The organism is Flavobacterium sufflavum (genome assembly GCF_004016525.1).
In the GTDB taxonomy this organism is placed as follows: domain Bacteria; phylum Bacteroidota; class Bacteroidia; order Flavobacteriales; family Flavobacteriaceae; genus Flavobacterium; species Flavobacterium sufflavum.
On record NZ_SACJ01000004.1, the window covers coordinates 197,362 to 216,610 of the forward strand.

The 19,249-nt window shown below is 33.1% G+C and carries 18 protein-coding genes and 1 riboswitch; of the genes, 8 read left to right on the top strand and 10 right to left on the bottom strand.

Annotated features, from left to right (window positions below; all coding sequences use genetic code 11):
* The first annotated feature begins 70 nt into the window (after positions 1–70).
* Complete coding sequence (locus tag EOD40_RS08870; protein ID WP_231129603.1) at positions 71–826, top strand: glycosyltransferase family 2 protein; 756 nt, start codon at positions 71–73, stop codon at positions 824–826.
* Positions 827–920: 94 nt separating this feature from the next.
* Positions 921–2,036, top strand: a complete 1,116-nt coding sequence (locus EOD40_RS08875) for a glycosyltransferase family 4 protein (protein WP_128194712.1) — start codon at positions 921–923, stop codon at positions 2,034–2,036.
* Here the strand turns inward: EOD40_RS08875 and EOD40_RS08880 are convergent.
* Both EOD40_RS08880 and EOD40_RS08885 read right to left on the bottom strand, forming a co-directional pair.
* Positions 2,014–2,916, bottom strand: coding sequence for a hypothetical protein (locus tag EOD40_RS08880; protein WP_128194713.1), 903 nt, complete (start codon positions 2,914–2,916; stop codon positions 2,014–2,016). The genes EOD40_RS08875 and EOD40_RS08880 overlap by 23 nt on opposite strands.
* Positions 2,917–3,263: 347 nt before the next feature.
* Positions 3,264–4,136, bottom strand: coding sequence for a lysophospholipid acyltransferase family protein (locus EOD40_RS08885; protein WP_128194715.1), 873 nt, complete (start codon positions 4,134–4,136; stop codon positions 3,264–3,266).
* A 106-nt stretch (positions 4,137–4,242) separates the two neighbouring features.
* On the opposite strand from EOD40_RS08885, the gene EOD40_RS08890 reads away from it, so the two are divergent.
* From EOD40_RS08890 to EOD40_RS08905, 4 genes are all read left to right on the top strand, one after another.
* A complete protein-coding gene (locus EOD40_RS08890; protein WP_128194717.1) occupies positions 4,243–4,812 on the top strand; it encodes an L-threonylcarbamoyladenylate synthase in 570 nt (189 codons plus the stop codon).
* A gap of 68 nt (positions 4,813–4,880) precedes the next feature.
* Positions 4,881–6,299 (top strand): CCA tRNA nucleotidyltransferase, encoded by a 1,419-nt coding sequence (locus EOD40_RS08895; protein WP_128194719.1) that lies wholly within the window; start codon positions 4,881–4,883, stop codon positions 6,297–6,299.
* Positions 6,300–6,368: 69 nt separating this feature from the next.
* Positions 6,369–7,388: a COX15/CtaA family protein gene (locus EOD40_RS08900; RefSeq protein WP_128194721.1), complete on the top strand. Its 1,020-nt coding sequence runs from the start codon at positions 6,369–6,371 to the stop codon at positions 7,386–7,388.
* Between the two features lie 63 nt (positions 7,389–7,451).
* The gene (locus EOD40_RS08905) at positions 7,452–8,231 is read left to right on the top strand and encodes a CDP-alcohol phosphatidyltransferase family protein (RefSeq protein ID WP_128194723.1); all 780 of its coding nucleotides are present in this window, start codon (positions 7,452–7,454) and stop codon (positions 8,229–8,231) included.
* Positions 8,232–8,271: 40 nt separating this feature from the next.
* On the opposite strand, the gene EOD40_RS08910 is transcribed toward EOD40_RS08905, so the two are convergent.
* Entirely contained in the window at positions 8,272–8,802 is a 531-nt protein-coding gene (locus tag EOD40_RS08910) for a DUF4252 domain-containing protein (protein WP_128194725.1), read from the bottom strand.
* Between the two features lie 191 nt (positions 8,803–8,993).
* On the opposite strand from EOD40_RS08910, the gene EOD40_RS08915 reads away from it, so the two are divergent.
* Positions 8,994–10,448, top strand: a complete 1,455-nt coding sequence (locus tag EOD40_RS08915) for a S41 family peptidase (protein ID WP_128194727.1) — start codon at positions 8,994–8,996, stop codon at positions 10,446–10,448.
* A gap of 68 nt (positions 10,449–10,516) precedes the next feature.
* On the opposite strand, the gene EOD40_RS08920 is transcribed toward EOD40_RS08915, so the two are convergent.
* From EOD40_RS08920 to EOD40_RS08950, 7 genes are all read right to left on the bottom strand, one after another.
* Positions 10,517–12,445, bottom strand: coding sequence for a TonB-dependent receptor plug domain-containing protein (locus EOD40_RS08920; protein WP_231129604.1), 1,929 nt, complete (start codon positions 12,443–12,445; stop codon positions 10,517–10,519).
* Between the two features lie 97 nt (positions 12,446–12,542).
* A riboswitch (cobalamin riboswitch) is annotated at positions 12,543–12,746 on the bottom strand.
* Positions 12,747–12,842: 96 nt separating this feature from the next.
* A complete protein-coding gene (gene cobC, locus EOD40_RS08925) occupies positions 12,843–13,364 on the bottom strand; it encodes an alpha-ribazole phosphatase (protein WP_128194729.1) in 522 nt (173 codons plus the stop codon).
* Complete coding sequence (locus tag EOD40_RS08930; RefSeq protein ID WP_128194731.1) at positions 13,349–14,161, bottom strand: adenosylcobinamide-GDP ribazoletransferase; 813 nt, start codon at positions 14,159–14,161, stop codon at positions 13,349–13,351. The genes cobC and EOD40_RS08930 overlap by 16 nt, the downstream gene beginning before the upstream one ends.
* 56 nt (positions 14,162–14,217) lie before the next feature.
* The gene (gene cobT / locus EOD40_RS08935) at positions 14,218–15,894 is read right to left on the bottom strand and encodes a nicotinate-nucleotide--dimethylbenzimidazole phosphoribosyltransferase (RefSeq protein ID WP_128194733.1); all 1,677 of its coding nucleotides are present in this window, start codon (positions 15,892–15,894) and stop codon (positions 14,218–14,220) included.
* 152 nt (positions 15,895–16,046) lie between these two features.
* Positions 16,047–16,688 carry a Dph6-related ATP pyrophosphatase gene (locus EOD40_RS08940; RefSeq protein WP_128194735.1) on the bottom strand — a complete coding sequence of 214 codons (642 nt, stop codon included), beginning with the start codon at positions 16,686–16,688 and terminating at the stop codon, positions 16,047–16,049.
* Positions 16,685–17,200, bottom strand: coding sequence for a bifunctional adenosylcobinamide kinase/adenosylcobinamide-phosphate guanylyltransferase (locus tag EOD40_RS08945; protein ID WP_128194737.1), 516 nt, complete (start codon positions 17,198–17,200; stop codon positions 16,685–16,687). Before EOD40_RS08945 ends, EOD40_RS08940 begins: the two co-directional genes overlap by 4 nt.
* Positions 17,201–17,647: 447 nt before the next feature.
* Entirely contained in the window at positions 17,648–18,010 is a 363-nt protein-coding gene (locus EOD40_RS08950; RefSeq protein WP_128194739.1) for a DUF5522 domain-containing protein, read from the bottom strand.
* Between the two features lie 95 nt (positions 18,011–18,105).
* On the opposite strand from EOD40_RS08950, the gene EOD40_RS08955 reads away from it, so the two are divergent.
* Positions 18,106–19,248, top strand: a complete 1,143-nt coding sequence (locus EOD40_RS08955) for an ABC transporter substrate-binding protein (RefSeq protein WP_128194740.1) — start codon at positions 18,106–18,108, stop codon at positions 19,246–19,248.
* Position 19,249 lies beyond the last annotated feature (1 nt).

Below are 19,249 nucleotides of genomic sequence, written 5' to 3' on the forward strand. Positions count from 1 at the left end.
AGTTCAAAATTATGAGTGTAAATTTATACATTTGCGCCTAAATATCTAAAACCAGAAATCAAAATATATTTTGAAACCAAAAATAACTGCCTTAGCCATTACTTTAAACGAAGAAGAAAACGTTAAACGTTATATTCAAAGTTTATCTTTTGCCGATGAAATTATTTTTATCGATTCATTTAGCTCTGATAAAACAGTAGAAATAGCCAAAGAAGCTGGAGTTGTTGTTTTTCAAAGAACGTTTGACGATTTTGCCAAACAAAAGAATTTTGCAATCGGGCAAGCAAAAAATGACTGGATTGTTTTTTTTGATTTAGATGAAGTTATTTCACCAGAGTTAAGCGGCGAAATTCTTAAAAACCTTGATTCTCAAAATGATTTTACAGCATATTCCGTTAAACGAAATTTATATTTCTTTGGGAAACAGATAAAATTTGGAGGTTGGCAATCAGATAAAGTGATTCGAATTTTCAATAAGAAATTTTGCAAATACGACGAAAACTTTGTCCTTGGCAACCGATTAATCAGTAGTAAAACTAAACTATTAAAAGAAAAAGTAAAACACCTTAGCTACAAAAGTTTTGACAGTTATAACACAAAGCTCAGTTTTTATGGTAAATTGCAAGCTGAATACCTTTACAGCAAAAACCAAAAACCCAACTTTTATCACTTTATCATAAAGCCTAATTTATATTTTTTCAGACAATATCTGCTTCGCTTAGGTTTTTTAGATGGAAAAGAAGGTTTTATACTGGCTTACATCCATACTTTTGCCATCCTTAAAGCTTACTTTCTGCTTTGGATGAAATACAGGAAATTGGAGTAAATCTATAAAGTAAAAAGAAAACCTAAACATACCAATTTTTATTATTCAAATATTTAATATTACTTTGCAGCTCTCATTTTAACATTTCTAAAACATGAATATTCTCAATATTACAACAGTGACTGAATGGAGAGGAGGAGATGCTCAATTATATACAGGTTTTAAGCTTCTAGAAGAATATAAGGATTTAAACCAAATTATATTGTGTCCCGAAAATTCTATACTATCAAAAAAATGCATACAGGACAATTCTAAACATTACACCTATTCTAAAACCTCGAAAATATTTAGTCTTATAAAGCCTATTATTAAAATTTGCAGAAAAGAAAAAGTCGATTTAATTCATGTACATGATTCAAATGCATTAACTGCAACTTTATTAGCTTCAGTATTTCTTCCATCAAAAACAAAAATTGTCTTAAGTAGAAAAAGAAACAATAGGATTAAAGATAAATTTTTAAATAGGTACAAATACTCACATCCTAAAATAACAAAAATAATATGCGTTTCTAAAGCCGTAGAAGCCATCTTTGATACTATCATAAAAGATAAAAGTAGACTAGTCACTATTTACGATGCTATAGATGTTACTTTTTTCTCAAAAAATAAAAGTAAAGGATTAATTCATCAGGAATTCTCATTACCAAAAGAAACTCTTATTATTGGTAATGTTGCCGCTTTAACCGCTCAAAAGGATATTTTCACCTTTATTGACACGGCTAGAGAAATAATGAACAAAAAAACTGAGGATCTATCTCTGAAATTTGTTGTCATTGGAGATGGAGATCAAAGACCAGAACTGGAAAAATATGCTGCTTCAAAAAACATGGAAAATGATATTATTTTTATGGGCTTTAGAAACAACATACAGGAATTATTACCGGAATTCGATATTTTTCTCTTAACATCCATAACAGAAGGATTACCATTAACAATTTATGAAGCATTTGCTACAAAAATTCCAGTCGTAGCCACAAATGCCGGAGGAATTGCAGAAGTAATAGAAAATGCCAAAACAGGTTTTGTAACCAACTTAAAAGATTCCGAAAACCTTGCAAAGGGTGTTTTAAAAATTTTAAATGACAAGCAACTAGCCGAAACTATAAAAACTAATGCTTATGAATTGGTTCTAAAAAACCATAATTTAAACGTAATGAAGCAAAATTATTATCGTTTATACAAATCATTTACAAATCACACTCAACATTAAAAACTACTAAAATCCAGTTATTTATATGATATTTTTTTAAAACACCAAGAGGGATTTCTACATAAGGACTATCAAAAAAATCTTTTGAAACCTGATAATTATCTTCAGTAATTACAAAAATATTGTTCGGATTATAAAAATCATAAGTTATAATATCCTGATTATTTGTAATTATTTTTTTTCTGTATCCTAAAGCTTCAAAAATACGAAAACTTAGTCCCTGTTGATTTTCTTTTTGTATATCAACTAAAGCTAAACTCTCGGCTATAATAATTTTCACTTCAGATATTGATAAATACCGTTCAGAAACTTCAATTAAATCATGACTAAAAAGTTTCTCATTTTTGACAATAAAGCGAAAAGAAACTTTAATTTGTTTTAAATATTTTGCCAGATTTTCTAAAAATGGAAATCTTTTATCATAAGAAGAAATATTAAAAGCCAGATTAGTAATTGGCTTTTTTTCAATTTCATCATCGTAAATATAATTGCTCAGAAATGTAAAATTATATTTTTCTGCATCTTTTTTATCATAACTGTAAACAATATCAAAATAACTCAATGTTTTCTTTTGGTCTTTAAAATTCTCAATACCATCAAACAAATAACAAACCAGTTGTTGTGTGTTTTCCCTTAAACATAATAAAGCTGATTTTGAAATCTTATCAGGTCTAATGACCAAAATCTGATCAAAAAACTGATTAGAAAGTTTATTTTTAATATAATTGGTTCTGTTTATTTCTTTCAAACCTGGAAAGGAAAAAGTTTTCCTGAGTACATTTCCAATTCTTGAAAGTTTATTTTTATATGAAAAGGATATAGAGTCAATATTGATATAAACTAAATCAACATTTTCTACAGCGTTTAATTTATCAGCCAAATAGTCAACATAACCGAATGAATCAGTAGTAACGATTGCAATTCTTTTTACTTTTGTCATTATTAATTATCTTTGTAACGATTTTTTTATTACACAATAATAGATAAGTTTAAGATGATATTGTGAGATTGATGTTAGGATTTTAATTAAACAAATTAATTTGTTGTTCATTTCCTCCCCAATCTTTTGCTCCCAAAATATCTAGTATTTTCATAATTATATTTCATTTATTTACAAATATAATTTGAATATACCCCCCAAATCTAAAAGTTAATATACATGAAGTATTAAAAAAAAATATTCTTTAATGACCCATTTACAGAACTAACAAGGATGATAATCACTCATTACTTTTCTTTATGTTTCCATCGTTTATGGGTCCACAAATAGTATTCCGGAGCTTCTATTATTTGACTTTCTACTTTTTTCAGAAACAAATCTGTTATTTGATAATCAGGAACGCTTTTTACATCTTCTGAAAGAATTTCAATTTCGGCTTCATAAAAACCTCTTTTTACTTTGGTAACTCTTAAATAGATCACATTCATATCAAATCTTTTCGAAAGCATTTCAGCTCCTGTAAAAGCAGGCACTTTAACCCCCATAAATTGCCCTACATGTCTAGTACCCCTCGCCCTTGGTGATTGATCACTAATAAAACCATAAAGCCCTTTATTCTTTTTAATTTCATTGTGCTCAATAACAGAAACACTCTCCCTGGTATGAATCAATCTGGTTTTAAAATTAGAGCGTATTTTGCGTATTAGATTATCAAAATATCGATTACTCAAACGTTTATAAATGGCAAATGCTTCAAAACTAATTTTAGTATTCATCAATATAGCCCATTCATAACTGGCATAATGAGCCATCATCATGGCAATACTTTTACCTTTCTTTTCTAAATCCAAATAGACATCCAAATTCTTAAAAACAAAGCGCTCTTCCATTTCTTTCTGCGAAATAGACATGGTTTTCATCATTTCTAAAAACATATCGCACATATGTCTATAGAATTTGATTTCGATTTCTTTGCGTTTAACTTCAGTATAATCAGGGAATGCCAACAATAAATTCTCCCGCACTACTTTCTTACGATAGCCAACAACATAATATACCAACACAAAAATGAAGTCCGATAACACATACAACAATCTAAATGGTAAAAGGGAAATTAATATTAATAAAGGATATGTTAGTAAATAAACTAGTAGTTGCATCGATAAAATTTTGTTCAAAAATACAAATTTTATTTTCTACGAAAACAGAAAACATATTTCTTAAAACAAGTTGTATTGAATACCTTTGCTTTTATTTAAAATTCTTATGCAAGATATTAATACCGAAGTACACAAAGCCTACGAAATAATAAAAGAAGGAGGCATTATTCTTTATCCTACCGATACGGTTTGGGGAATAGGCTGCGACGCTACCAATGCAGAAGCAATAAAAAAAATATATGCTCTAAAACAGCGGGAAGAAAGCAAAAGCATGATTGTTTTGATGAATGGCGAAAAAATGCTTTACAACGTCTTCAAAGAAATTCCTGAAGTAGCCTGGCAAATTCTGGATTTATCCGAAAACCCAACAACTCTGGTTTTAGACCAACCTAGAAATGTTGCTGCTAACTTAATTGCACCTGATAATACGCTTGCCATGAGACTTGTTAAAGAGCCTTTTTGCTACAAACTATTAGAACGCATGAAAAAACCACTGGTTTCTACTTCTGCAAATATCTCAGGACAGCCTACTCCTATCGCTTTCAAAGATATTAGTCCCGAAATTATAAAAGGTGTTGACTATATTGTAAATTTGCACCGCGATAAAATTGCCGGAAAACCATCTACAATTATCAAATTAACAAATGATTCTCAGGTAAAAATAATAAGGAAGTAACTTCCAAAAAACAAATTCCAATTCCTAAAAACATTTTGGAATTTGGATTTTTTCAATTGAAATTTTTAATGAACTACAAATCAGCCTTACATAATCCTATTTTTAAATTTATCTCTCAGGCTTCAAAAGAGCTTCAAGTGGACAGCTACGTCATTGGTGGTTTTGTGAGAGATTTAATCTTAGGACGTGATTTTAAAAAAGACATCGATATTGTTGCTGTAGGCAGCGGAATCGAATTAGCCCTAAAAGTGTCCGAATTATTACCTAAAAAACCTAAAGTTCAGGTTTTCAAAACCTATGGAACAGCCATGTTGCGTTTTGAAGATACCGAAATAGAATTTGTGGGTGCCAGAAAAGAATCTTACACTCATGACAGTAGAAATCCTATTGTCGAAAATGGCACATTAGAAGACGACCAAAACCGACGCGACTTTACCATCAACGCATTGGCATTATCTTTAAACGAATCTGATTTTGGAGATTTATTAGATCCTTTTGACGGACTTAAAGACATTGAAAACAAAATATTAAAAACACCTTTGGATCCGGACATTACTTATTCTGACGATCCTTTGCGAATGATGCGCGCCATCCGATTTGCAACCCAATTGAATTTTGACATAGAAAAACACTCGCTACAATCCATAACCAAAAATGCTGAACGCATCAAAATTATTTCCGGAGAACGAATTGTAGATGAATTGAATAAAATCCTTTCTACCAGCAAACCATCCATAGGCTTTTTACACCTGTACAAAACAGGTCTTTTGGAAATTTTATTACCTGAATTGACGGCTTTAAATCAAGTGGAGGAAATAGAAGGTCAAACACATAAAAACAATTTTTACCATACCCTTGAAGTTGTAGACAACATCTGTCCTAATACAGATGACATTTGGTTGCGTTGGGCGGCTTTATTGCACGACATAGGAAAAGCACCTACCAAACGCTTCAACAAAAAGCAAGGCTGGACTTTTCACGGACATGAATATCTGGGTGGCAAAATGGTAAAAAAAATATTTGAACGCCTACACATGCCTTTGAATCAAAAAATGAAATTTGTTCAAAAAATGGTTATCATGAGTTCGCGACCTATTGTCCTTTCTCAAGATATCGTTACCGATTCGGCTGTGCGTCGTTTGGTTTTTGATGCAGGCGAAGATGTCGAAAATTTAATGACCCTTTGCGAAGCTGATATTACAACTAAAAACCCAGCAAAATTTAAAAAATACCATAAAAACTTTGAAATAGTCCGCCAAAAAATAGTCGAAGTCGAAGAAAAAGACTCTGTTCGTAATTTCCAGCCCCCAATTTCAGGCGAAGAAATCATGGAAATATTTGATTTAAAACCATCCAGAGAAATCGGTATTTTAAAAGAAGCTGTAAAAGAAGCTATTTTAGAAGGAGAAATTCCAAACGAATACGAAGCAGCCTATCAATTTGTTTTAAAACGTGCGGAAAAATTGGGATTAAAAAAAATCAACTGAAAAAATTAGAATTATCATACCAAACAAAGTGAATCACATAATCATATAAGCTTTGAAACTTTGAATCTCATGAAAAAAAATAAATCCGTTATTATCTGGCTACTTTCAGGCTGTGTATTAATTTTTATAATGGTTATTGTAGGTGGAATCACCAGACTGACTAATTCCGGTTTATCCATGACCGACTGGCATCTCATCACCGACACCCTGCCTCCGCTTACCGAAGCCAAATGGCAGGAAGCTTTCAATCAATACAAACAATTTCCAGAATACAAATTAATAAACGTTCATAACGATTTTACACTTTCTGACTATAAATTCATTTATTTCTGGGAATGGTTTCACCGTTTTATAGGTCGTGCTATCGGAATGGTATTTATTGTTCCTTTTATCTATTTTTTAATTCGAAAAAAACTCGACAATAGCACTATTAAAAAATGTGTTATTCTTTTAGGATTGGGTGGATTACAAGGATTTTTTGGCTGGTTTATGGTAAAAAGCGGATTAATTGACAATCCTGATGTAAGTCATTTTAGATTAGCACTACACCTTACTACGGCTTTTATCACCTTTGCCTATACTTTTTGGGTAGCCTTAGATTTAATATATCCTGTAAAAAGAAATGTAGAAAAATCACTTCGCTCTATTGCCCGATACGCTTTGTTTTTTCTGTTATTACAAATTATCTACGGTGGTTTTGTTGCAGGTTTAAATGCCGGTTTAATCCACAATCATTGGCCTTTAATGAGTGATGGACAATTTATTCATGACAGTGTATTTTTAGAACAAGACAGTCTTCTTTTAAGTTTTACCGAAGGCAAAAGCGGTGTACAATTTGTCCACAGAACTTTAGCTTATGTAGTTGTTGCCTTTATACTCTTTTTATATTTTAAAAGTAGAAAATTTAATTTAGATTACAATCAGAGAAAAGGAATCCAAACATTGGTTTTCCTTGTCTTCGTTCAATTTGCTCTGGGTGTTTTCACATTGCTTTATGGAGTTCCGTTATGGTTGGGACTAATTCATCAAGTGAATGCTTTTTTCCTGTTGTCAGCCATGACTTACAGCTTACACCGATTGTCTAAATAGTATTTTTTTTTGACTATATTTACTACAGACTATATTGTCGCATTTTCTTATTCATTTCTATAAATGTCTAAACTTGCTTCACAAAACAGATTTATTGATTTATCTGATTACGGAAGATCTGCTGGAAAATGGATTGCCAATACACTAAAAAACACGCGATTTACACCTATTCATGTCACGTTACTTTTTGGAGTATCGGGAATCATAGCGATTTACTGTATCCTAAAAGGTCACTATAATTTAGCTTGTTTTTTCATTATATTAAAATCCATTATTGATGCCGCTGATGGCGAATTGGCACGGATAAAAAAAACGCCTTCTTATACAGGAAGGTACCTTGACAGTCTGTTTGACATTGTTCTCAATTTTTTGTTTCTAATGGCTATTTGTACTGTTTCCGACAACTCTTTTCAGACTACTCTTCTCGCATTTTTTTGTATTCAGTTACAGGGAACCTTATACAATTATTATTATGTGATTTTAAGAACCAAATCAGTCGATGGAGATAAAACCAGTAGAATTTTTGAAAACAAAACTCCAAAAGCATTTGAAGGAGAAAATCAAAAATGGGTAACTATCCTATTCCGGATTTACATTATTGTTTACGGTGTTTTTGATAAAATAATTTACAAACTAGACCGCAGTGCTTCCCAATTAAAAACCTTCCCTAATTGGTTCATGAGCTTAGTTTCCCTATATGGATTAGGATTTCAATTATTATTAATTTGTGTAATGTTACTATTAAATTGGATTGAATTTATCATTCCTTTTTTTATCATCTATTCGGTCTTAATTCCTGTTTTAATTGTTATTAGAAAAGTATATATAAAACAAAAAGAGTAAGCTGCTGGCTTACTCTTTTTGTTTTTTTCTTTTGATAAAATTACTTTTGAGTCAATTTCTTAAGTTCTGTCCCACCTGGAATTTGCATTTTATCAGTTAAAATTGAAATATCGCTTAAACTAAAAACTCCTGTCAACGACATTAAAACAGAACGCTTAATTCCATTAGCATCATCGTCAATAAACATCAAAAACTCTCTAAGCTGGTTATTGCCTCCGGTACGTTTTACGTCTATTGTAACTTGTTTCCCAGTTTCATTTACTTTCTTTAATTCTTCTAAATCAGCTAATTTAATGTAACCATCTGCAGCAGCTTTCATTTCAAGGGCAGCCTTAGTATTAGTGGTCGAAAAAACTTTTAAATTGTCTAAATTTTGAATTAATTTCAAATATTGTTGCGTTTCCTTATCCGAAGGATCCACTTTTACCTTACTCATTAACTCAAACATTTTTTTGTTTACAATTACCGAAACAATTTCTTCCCGCCCATCAAATTGATCAAAAACAGCCTGCCCATAAGATGTAACCGAAGCAACAAACACAATTAACAATGTGATTAGTGTCTTTTTCATTTTTATATCTTTATATTAAAATTACATTCTTCTTTCTAAGAATACTTACCATTTTCATGCCAAAATATTTGACCTTTCTCTTACAGCCTATAACGCCTAAATAGCAAGATTTATGCAAAAATTAGAAAATTATTAATTCTAAAAAATAAAGATAGTACTTTTACATAAACACCCATAATCGTTAACAAAATATGAACATTTTATTCAAACGCTTATTTCTCCTGATTATTCCTTTCCTGTTATTACAAAGTTGTCAGGATCAAGATGATACATTGCCTGAATCGACCAGTCTTGACGTTCAAAAATTTATATGGAGAGGATTGAACCAAATGTACTTGTGGCAAGAAGAAATTCCTGATTTGGCCAATAATAGATTTGCCTCAAATTCAGAATATTATAGTTTTCTGGAACAATATTCACCAGAAGAATTATTTCAAAAATTACTTTACCTACCTCCTCGACCAAAAGACCCTAATGATACTGAAGACCCTAAAATTGTAGATCGATTCAGCTGGATAGTTAGCGACTATCTTACATTAGAGCAGCAATTACAAGGAACTACAAAAAATAACGGTGTAGAATATGGTCTAAGTCTTGTTTCTTCGGGTAACGACCAGGTTATTGGTTATGTGCGTTATATTATTCCAAACTCTGATGCTGCAACAAAAGATATTAAACGCGGCGAAGTATTTTATGCCGTCAACGGAACCAGCTTAAATCTAACTAATTATTCCAGTTTATTAAATAGTTCCGCCACAAATTACACTTTAAATTTTGCCAACCTTACTTATGACACCAATAACAATCCTGTAATTACTCCTAATGGTAAAAGTCTGTCTTTAACCAAAACAAACTTAGCAGAAAACCCCATTCTTATAAAAAAAACAATCAGCAGTGGCTCACATAAAATTGGTTATCTGATGTACAATGGTTTTTACCAAAGCTATGATTCAAAACTAAACGATGCCTTTGCTTATTTCAAATCAGAAGCTGTAACCGATTTGGTTTTAGACTTAAGATACAACGGTGGTGGTTCTGTACTTACGGCAACCCGATTAGCCAGTATGCTTACAGGGCAATTTAACGGGCAAGTTTTCAGCGAATTGGCTTATAACAACAGAAAATCATACCTCAACAGGAAGTACCTTTTTACAAGTACAATAGACGGTACAGCTCTTAATAATTTAAATCTAACCACCGTTTATGTTTTAACCACCAGAAGTACCGCTTCGGCAAGTGAACTCATCATTAATGGTCTCGCCCCCTATATTAATGTGGTTCAAATAGGTGATGCGACCTATGGAAAAAATGTCGCTTCGGTTACCCTTTATGATTCTCCTACTCTTACTAAAACTAATGTAAATCCATCTCATCGCTATGCTATGCAACCTATTGTTGCCCATTCGGTAAATGCCGTAGGTTTTGGTGACTATTTAGATGGCTTAATTCCTGATTATAAATTGTCCGAAAGAATAATAACATTAGGTGTCCTTGGAGATCCTGCTGAACCTCTATTAAGTACAGCTATTGGAAAAATAACCGGAACTGCTAAATTTATAGTACCCGAAAAAACAACAACTGATTTTGAATTCCTTAATGATTCTAAAACACTCAGAGGACAAAATCAAATGTACTTTGAACAATAAAAACATTTTGACCATAAAAAAAGGCTTTCATCACTGAAAGCCTTTTTGTTAAACCCCAAAATTGAATATTATAAATTGATATTCAAACCTAGTTTAAAGTTTCTGCCTCTGGTACTAAAACCTCTGGCCTCAACAAAATCTTTATTTAAAATATTATCTGCAGCAGCAAAAACATTCAATCTGTTTTTAATTACCGTATAACGAACGTTAGCATTCACTAATTGATAATCCTTTAAAATTTCTGAATTCAATACAGCATCATACGTTGGTGCAGGATAAGTTGTGTACTCTGTATACCTATCTGAAACAAATTGATACGTAGCACTAAAAGCTAAACGCTCTGTTGCCTGAATATCTAACCCAGTATTTACTTTATGCTTAGGGTTCAAAATGCTAGACTGCTTTTCCATCTCTGAAAAAGTATAATTTGCATTCCATTTTATTTTACTGTTCAGTTTATAAGAAAGCATCGTCTCAATTCCTCTTACCTTATTTACACCTGAAACAGTATAATATTTATATAAAGTCATATCAAAACCTATAGCATCAACTTCATCTCTTAAAAATGCAATTGAAGTTAAAGTCAGTTTTTTATTAAATAATTCAGCTTCAAAACCAGCCTCTAAAGTTTTATCTTTCTCCGGTGATAAATTCAAATCTCCATAAGAAGAATAAAGCTGATACAAACTAGGCGCAATAAATGCCGTACTATAAGTTGCTAATATTTTTATTGAGGTATTCGGAATTGAATATGATGGATTTAAATTAAAAACCCAATTATTCCCATATTTACTATGAATAGTAAAACGTGCTCCTGCATTAAAATTGAATCCAAAATCAGAATTATAAACCGCTGTTACATAAGGATCAATCATATTGAATTTAGCTAATTCTTTAGGTAAGTCAACATAATCACTCTTATTAGACATTTCATGAAATTGAAATTGAGCACCAGTTACAAGAAACAATTCCGGTAATATACTGTACTTATTAAACAAATCAGTATTGATGCTTCTTGATTTATAATAAGAAAAACTCCCATAATTAAATAGTGCTCTATCAATCATATTAGCACTAGAATTAAGCACTATTTCTCCATTTGTATATTTGTATTTTGGAGAAAAACCAACTCTATATTGCTCTGAAGTAGAAAAATTATCAGGATTATCTGCAAACGAACCTGAATCGAATTCATTTTTTATTTTATCATAATTAGCAAAGAAATCCAATGATAGTTTTTCATTTGGCGTAAAGCCAAACTTCACAATCGAATTCACTCTGGAAAAACTATCATCCTCAAAAGTTTGAGCATCCGAAGCAGGCTTAGCTTCTGAAATCCCTGTAGTTTCAGTACTATTTAAAGAAGCAAAATAATTGAACTTATCTGATTTTCCATTAAATGAAAATCCCTGATTAAAATCCTGAGCAGAATAATCTTTGTCTTTAGCAGCTGTTTGTGTTCCTACATTCATATAAACATTTCCTGCAATAGCATTCTTAGCTGCTTTTTTCAAAGTAATATTGATTACTCCGGTTGCTGCTCCTGAACCGTAAAGCGTACTGGCAGCCCCTTTCATTACCTCAATACTTTGTACTTGATCAGCTGAAAGCAAACGCAAATCATAAGACAAACTAATTCCTGAAGCATCTGTAACAGGAACTCCATCAATTAAAATTAAAACTTGATGTCCTCTTCCTCCTCTAATAAAAACCCCTAAATCTTTTCCGTTTCTGCTTTGATTTCCGTTAATCTCCACTCCTGCCACAGTACTCAAAACAGCAGCTACTGATTGTCCTGGTCTTTTCTTTAAATCATCAGCCGTAATTTTCACAATCACCTTTCCTGATTTTTCCTTAGGCAATGCAAATTTAGAATCTGAAACAACTACTTCAGCTAATTCATTGGTTACCGGAAGCACAACTCCCTTTTTTTGCGCAAAAGCACAAGCACTTATTAATACGAATAACGCACTAATACGAACGATTTTTTTGTTCATTTTAAAAAACATTTAATAACAGCTTAACTGTTACATGACTAATAAATGGGAGAAAAGCATAGAATTACCCATACCCAAACCTTTTTTCCCGAAAGTTTGATACTCGATGTAATAGGCAGGTCTCCTGGCTTGCGTCTTGTTGTTGACCTTCCCATCTCGTCTTGTGACGAGACAGTGGTTTTGTAGATAACAACAAGCTTGATAACTTACAGTTGCGGGTACAGCTCAGGTGTTTAACCTGATTCCCTTTTAATGCTATTTTCAAATAGAAAAACAGCAACCTCAATACGGCGGCAAAGATAAAACTTAATTCAGCTAAAAATCAAATTTATATCTATATTTGATTTAGAACAAATAAAAAACTAATAACCAGCTAATTAAATAATTTTATTTGAAGTTATAGTTCTATTTTTATAACAGCTCCAAAATCTACTTTATTAGTAAAAGCATCTTTCAACGGCGTATTTGAATTGGCACACAAAATACTTCTGATTACTCCAGCATGGGTAACAATGGCTATTTTTTTCGAATTGTTTTCTGAAATCAGTGTCGCTAAAAAATCGGTTACACGATGATGTAATTCAACAAAAGATTCGCCATTAGGAACGGCTACATTTACAAAATCGGTCATCCAGGGTGTAAAATCGGCTTCGGGAATGTCATCCCATTTTTTCATTTCCCAATCACCAAAATGCATCTCCATCAATCGGGAATCAGTAATTATCGATGGGGCTAAATAATTAGCCAATTGGACACAACGGGACAAAGGACTCGAATAGACAACAGCATCAGATGGTATTTGACTTTTTATCGATTCAAATTGTTCCAAATAAGGTTCTTTCAAAGTCACATCGGTTTGTCCGTAACAAATGCCTTTTTCACAAACCGTTTCGGTATGACGCACTAAATAAACTTCCATAATGCTACTATTGAAAGATAAAAAACTACTTCACAAACCTGCTGTGTTGCACCAAGACAATCACCGGTATAACCGCCAATCCATTTTTGGAAATATCGAGCCAGAAAAAATCGGAATAAGAAAACGGGGATTACAGCAAACAGTATTTGCCAATGAGAAACAGCCAATACTAAAAGTGGTAACAATCCGAAAAAGAAAGCACCAAATACTTCTCTCCAAGTATAATTTTGAGCAATAGGCTTGCTTTTGCTAGTTGCATCTTCTCTTGAATATTCATGGGTAAAAACAATAGATATTGCCGCTAATCGACTTAAAGAATGAGCAGTTATAAAAAGAAGCCAAATTCCAATATTTACATCATAAATTCCGAAACCAAAATCTGGTATTTGAATATTGTCTGTTAATTGAACCAAACTCTGAAACTTTAATAAAAAAAGTAAAACCAAACCAATCGCTCCATAAGCTCCAATGGCACTGTCTTTCATGATTAACAGAATCTTTTCTTTGGTCCATCCGCCTCCAAAACCATCACAAACATCGGCAAAACCATCTTCATGAAAAGCTCCGGTAACAAGAATACTGGCAATCATCGAGAGTACAACGGCAATTTCATTTGAAAAAACCAAAGCTGCAAAATAAAAAACAACAAAACTAATACCACCTACTAACCAGCCAATTACAGGGAAATATCTCGAAGCTTTATTTAAGTAATCAGGATGGTGATTTATATTTTTAGGACAAGGAATTCGGGTGTAAAACATCATTGCCGTAAAAAATATATGGAGTTCTTTTTTCATTTTTTTTATAAATCTTTTTAACCTATTTCTAACTTCCCACCTCTAACTTTTAACTTTTATTTTTCACTCACACCAGCACTTTCAAAACTGGCCATTTCGTTTAAAAAAGCTACAGCCGATTCAATTATTGGAAACACAAGCGCACAACCCGTTCCTTCGCCCAAGCGCAAATCTAATTGTAAAACAGCCGACACTCCAAGATAATCCAAAAGTTTTTTATGTGGTTTTTCAGCCGATTGATGACTAAAAATAGCGTTATTCATTATGGCAGGATTTTTTTTGAAAGCGATTAAAAAGGCGACACTGCAAATAAAACCATCTACCAGAAAAATCATATTCTGTCTGTAAGCCTCCAGCATTCCACCAGCCATTTGCAAAATTTCAAATCCTCCAAAATAAGTCAAATAACTCTCTAAATCTTTCGAACCATGGTAATTCTCAATCGCTTTTTTTAAAATATCAATCTTAAATTGCAGCTTTTCGTCATCAACTCCTGTACCTCTGCCTACACAATCTTCGATAGAAAAATTACAAAGTACACTCATTAAAACCGAAGCTGTAGCTGTGTTGCCAATACCCATTTCGCCAAAACCAATACAGTTACTCCCCTGTTTTGCAATAGCTGCCACAATTTCGCTTCCTTTGCTAAAACACAATTCCACTTGCGCTTTGCTCATAGCCGGACCACTTAAAAATGAATGTGTCCCTTTGTCAATCTTAGCCGAAATCAGTGTTGTATTAGACGGGAAATCATAATTCACACCCGCATCAACTACCGAAAGAGCTATTTTATTTTGCTTACAAAACACATTTATTGCCGCTCCACCTTCCAGAAAATTAGTCAGCATCTGGCGCGTTACATCCTGCGGATAAGCACTTACACCATGTTGCGCAATTCCGTGATCGGCAGCAAAAACAACAATATTTGGATTGCTGATTTTAGGTTCCAAAGTTTGAAAAACAGTTCCTATTTGTTTCGCTATTTTTTCCAAAACACCTAATGAACCAATCGGTTTTGTTTTTTTGTTGATTTTATCTTCCAAGGCTTTCAATGAAAAATCAACTTTATTGGTACGAACAACATCTTCTTCAAGTTCCTTTGTTGCTATTGAATGAAGTTGCCTAATTTCTGAAACAAAAGGTGCTTCCGATTTTTGTTTCCAATTCAGTTGTTGCAACATCGGTTGGTTCTCGTAATTTGTCGCTGGTTTGCCTACGCAAAAATATCCAAGCGGTTCAATATGTTCCGGTAAACCCAATATTTTCTTGAATTGGTAATAATTCAAAATCGAAACCCAGCCCATTGAATAGCCTTGTTCGGTTAACGAAAGCCAAATGTTTTGAGCCGCACAAACTGCGCTAAACTTTATGGCTTCATTGCTTCCCACTGTCCCGATAGTAAAATGATTCAACACCGAACGGTCGTAACAAATGACTAATCCCAGTGGTGCTTCTTCAATTGCCTCAAGCTTTAAGTTTTGATATTGTACTTTTTGTAATTCGTCATCCGTACAGGCTGCAGCTTTTTTATCATATTCCAAGAACAATTCCTTAACTGCTTTCTTAATTTCCGCCGATTTGATAAGATAATATTTAGTTGCTTCAGTCAAACCAACAGAAGGCGCCCAATGCCCAGCCTCTAATGCTTTTTCGATTACGGCATCAGGAACGGCATCATTAGTAAAATGACGGGTATCGCGGCGTGATTTAATTATTTCGTCTAAATTGGTCATCGTCAATTATTTCTTTATTTTTTATTTCAACGGATTAATCCCGAATGCTTTCGGGACGTTGCAACAATATAAGGCATTCCTACGGAATTTAGACATTATACCAGACTGAATTCTGCTTTCTGAAATCTGCTTTCTGAAATCTGCTAAATTATTTATTCCCAAACAACAAAACAATAATCCTTATAGGTTTTAGTCGTAAAATCAGGCAATTCAATAGCTTCTGAAAACAAGGGGCAGTTAACTACCATAGTATGAAATTCGCCATTCTCCCCACAAGGATCTATTCCTTTCTCCAATAACTCCAAGGCTAATTCTTTGGTCAAAATCCTCCCTAAATAACTTTCCCCCATCATCGTATTACAGGAAACAATCATGGTTTCGATTCCGTTTTCAATCATTTCATTTACCAGTACAATACGGTCTTGCTGCCACAACGGCAAAATAGCTTTCAACGAGGCCGCCTGACAAACTTTCTCTTCCCAATCCCTATGAGGCTGCAAATCGATATCTCCAAAAACAGCAGCTTCCAAATCAAAATTTGCTTTTAGTGATTTTAAAATTGCTATGAATTTTTCCTCATAATCACCCCAAGTGGCTGGTACAGTTTCTATCGGCAATTGCATTTTTTGTGCCTGTTGATTCAAAATAGCTAATGGCAAACCATGCGAACGGGAAATTTTACCATTTTCATTCATCATGTTGAGCAAAACCTTTGGCGTAAATCCTTGTTTGACTGCCTGCATCATCGCATAACAGCTGTCTTTTCCACCGGACCAAGAGGTTACAAAATTCATAATCCTCCTTTTATTGTTACCGGAATTCCGGAAACCATTAACACCACCTTATCCGCTTTTTTTGCCAAATATTGGTTCATCCAACCTTGTAATTCGGTGAACTTTCGACCAATATGCGTTTCGGCATGAACGCCCATTCCTATTTCATTAGAAATAATAATAATTGTTGCATTAGGCTGATTAGCCACAGCTTCAAATTCTGCCTTGGCCTGAATCAAACTCAACTCGACATCATTTTGAGTATCAATAAAAAAATTTGTCAACCATAAAGTTACGCAATCAATCACAGCAACCTGACCTGAAAAATCAATTTCGCTTAAAAATTTTTCTTTTTCAATGTTAATCCAACGCTCATCTCTATCTTTTTGATGACGGTCAATTCGCTTCTGGAAATCATCATCCCATTTTCGGGCTGTAGCAACATACATAGGTCTTGCCGATAATTCTTTGGCTATATTTTCGGCATAACTGCTCTTTCCTGAGCGCTCTCCTCCTGTTATGAAATAAATCATTTTTAATTGTTTTTTTAGTATAAATTTATCTGTTTATGTTGTCAGTCTGAGCTTTTCGAAGACTTTTTTCAAAGACACTTGAATAATCACTTATGACATTTTTATTGAAAATAAAAAACATTAATTATTCATTTTCTTTTTTGCTTGATCAAAAAAGAAACAAAAAAATCAAGTCTTACACTTCCTCGTCGGTCAAATTAGTTTTCGAATCCTAAAAGAAAAGAACTCGCTACGCTCAAACAACTTTTCTTTTTACGGATTCTTCAAACATTTGACACTCGACTGCGGAAGCTAAGGACGTCGAACCTCTTAATAAACAACGCTTTCTTTTCCAATTAACACAGCTATAAAACTTTAATCTTCATTTATTATTTTTCCAAAAAATTCTAAACCTCTATGTCAAAAACTCCCCTCCATCATACCCATAACACACAACTCATAACTTTTTCAGTATGGACAATGACGGCAGCCATTACCACAACAAGAACCTCTTTTTAGATGAAACCAGGCTTTGAAAACATAATTCCCATTTTCTAAATAGTAATCGATTCCTTCAATCAAATGAGTAGTTTTAGGCAAATCTTTGGCTTTATTTTCTAAAGCATTTTCTGGAGAGATGGTAGCCACATATTCTTCAATCTTTATCATACAACTATTCTTAAAACAATCTGGACAAAGACAATCCGCTCCTTCCGAAAGAGTAAAAATAGGTGGAAAATCATTGCACCAACATTTCTTTTTCTGAGAAATATCTCCGCAATCAAAGGCAATTCCACAACCGGAACAGCGTTTTACTTTTATAGCATTCATGAGGTAAAGATAGTATTTGTTGTTTTTTTTATCCTAGAAAATATACAGTAATTTTTACAAATTGCTATACCTTTGCCGGCATAGAAAATAAAAACATGAATTCTTTTTACAATAAAATATTTCTTTTTGTGGCTATTTTAAGCCTTGCAGCCTGTCAAAAAAACAAACAATCGACTACCGCTCCAATAGCAACCATAAAAAACGAAATTGAATATTCGAGCAATCTTTCCATTTACAAATACGATGGTTACTCGATTGTTAAGGTTTTAAATCCCTGGCCTGATGCCAATAAAGATTTCACCTATATCTTAAAAGAAAAAAACGCCACTGTTCCTGATAGTTTGCAAAAGTATACTCAACTATCGGTTCCTTTAAAATCCATAGTGGTTACTTCGACTACTAACATTCCTTTTTTAGAAATGCTTCAGGTAGAAAAATCTTTAGTAGGTTTTCCACACACCAATTATGTTTCTTCTGCAAAAACCCGAAAACTGATTGATTCAGGAATCGTAAAAAATGTGGGACAAAACGAACGTTTGAATATGGAAAAGCTAATTGATTTAGCTCCCGAAGCCATCGTGACTTTTGGCGTAGACAATAACAATCCGATGATTGCCAATCTGGAAAAAAGTGGTTTAAATGTAATTATCCAGGCCGATTGGATGGAGCAATCCCCGCTGGGAAAAGCCGAATGGATTAAATTGTATGCAGCTTTATTTGGCAAAGAAAAAGAAGGCAAAATCCTTTTTGACAACATTGTAAAAAACTACAATCAAGCCTTGCAATTAGTCGCTAATCAAAAAGCAGAGGCAACAGTTTTATACGGTTCTATGTACCAAAACCAATGGTTTGTAGCCAAAGGAAACAGCTGGGTTGCCCAATTTATGAAAGACGCCAAATCCAATTATTTATGGGCTGATATTGAAGGCAGCGGAAGTTTAGGATTGTCGTTCGAAAAAATATTAGACAAAGCAAAAACTGCGAAGGTTTGGATTGCGACAGGCTCTTTTAAAAACTCAAAAGAATTAGGAGACAGCAATCCGCATTACAACCAATTTGATGCTTTTGCTGTGAAAAACGTCTATACTTTTGAAAGCAAATTAGGCACAACGGGAGGAACTATTTATTATGAATTAGCCCCTAGCCGACCTGATTTAGTTCTGAAAGATTACATCAAGATTTTTCATCCTGAATTATTAGCCAACTATAATTTTACCTTTGCAACGAAACTAAATTAAG

Coding starts and splice junctions, on each gene's coding strand:
- EOD40_RS08875 (WP_128194712.1), top strand. CDS start 921: ATGAATATTCTCAATATTACAACAGTGACTGAATGGAGAGGAGGAGAT.
- EOD40_RS08885 (WP_128194715.1), bottom strand. CDS start 4,136: ATGCAACTACTAGTTTATTTACTAACATATCCTTTATTAATATTAATT.
- EOD40_RS08890 (WP_128194717.1), top strand. CDS start 4,243: ATGCAAGATATTAATACCGAAGTACACAAAGCCTACGAAATAATAAAA.
- EOD40_RS08895 (WP_128194719.1), top strand. CDS start 4,881: ATGAACTACAAATCAGCCTTACATAATCCTATTTTTAAATTTATCTCT.
- EOD40_RS08900 (WP_128194721.1), top strand. CDS start 6,369: ATGAAAAAAAATAAATCCGTTATTATCTGGCTACTTTCAGGCTGTGTA.
- EOD40_RS08905 (WP_128194723.1), top strand. CDS start 7,452: ATGTCTAAACTTGCTTCACAAAACAGATTTATTGATTTATCTGATTAC.
- EOD40_RS08910 (WP_128194725.1), bottom strand. CDS start 8,802: ATGAAAAAGACACTAATCACATTGTTAATTGTGTTTGTTGCTTCGGTT.
- EOD40_RS08915 (WP_128194727.1), top strand. CDS start 8,994: ATGAACATTTTATTCAAACGCTTATTTCTCCTGATTATTCCTTTCCTG.
- EOD40_RS08920 (WP_231129604.1), bottom strand. CDS start 12,445: ATGAACAAAAAAATCGTTCGTATTAGTGCGTTATTCGTATTAATAAGT.
- cobC (WP_128194729.1), bottom strand. CDS start 13,364: ATGGAAGTTTATTTAGTGCGTCATACCGAAACGGTTTGTGAAAAAGGC.
- EOD40_RS08930 (WP_128194731.1), bottom strand. CDS start 14,161: ATGAAAAAAGAACTCCATATATTTTTTACGGCAATGATGTTTTACACC.
- cobT (WP_128194733.1), bottom strand. CDS start 15,894: ATGACCAATTTAGACGAAATAATTAAATCACGCCGCGATACCCGTCAT.
- EOD40_RS08940 (WP_128194735.1), bottom strand. CDS start 16,688: ATGAATTTTGTAACCTCTTGGTCCGGTGGAAAAGACAGCTGTTATGCG.
- EOD40_RS08945 (WP_128194737.1), bottom strand. CDS start 17,200: ATGATTTATTTCATAACAGGAGGAGAGCGCTCAGGAAAGAGCAGTTAT.
- EOD40_RS08950 (WP_128194739.1), bottom strand. CDS start 18,010: ATGAATGCTATAAAAGTAAAACGCTGTTCCGGTTGTGGAATTGCCTTT.
- EOD40_RS08955 (WP_128194740.1), top strand. CDS start 18,106: ATGAATTCTTTTTACAATAAAATATTTCTTTTTGTGGCTATTTTAAGC.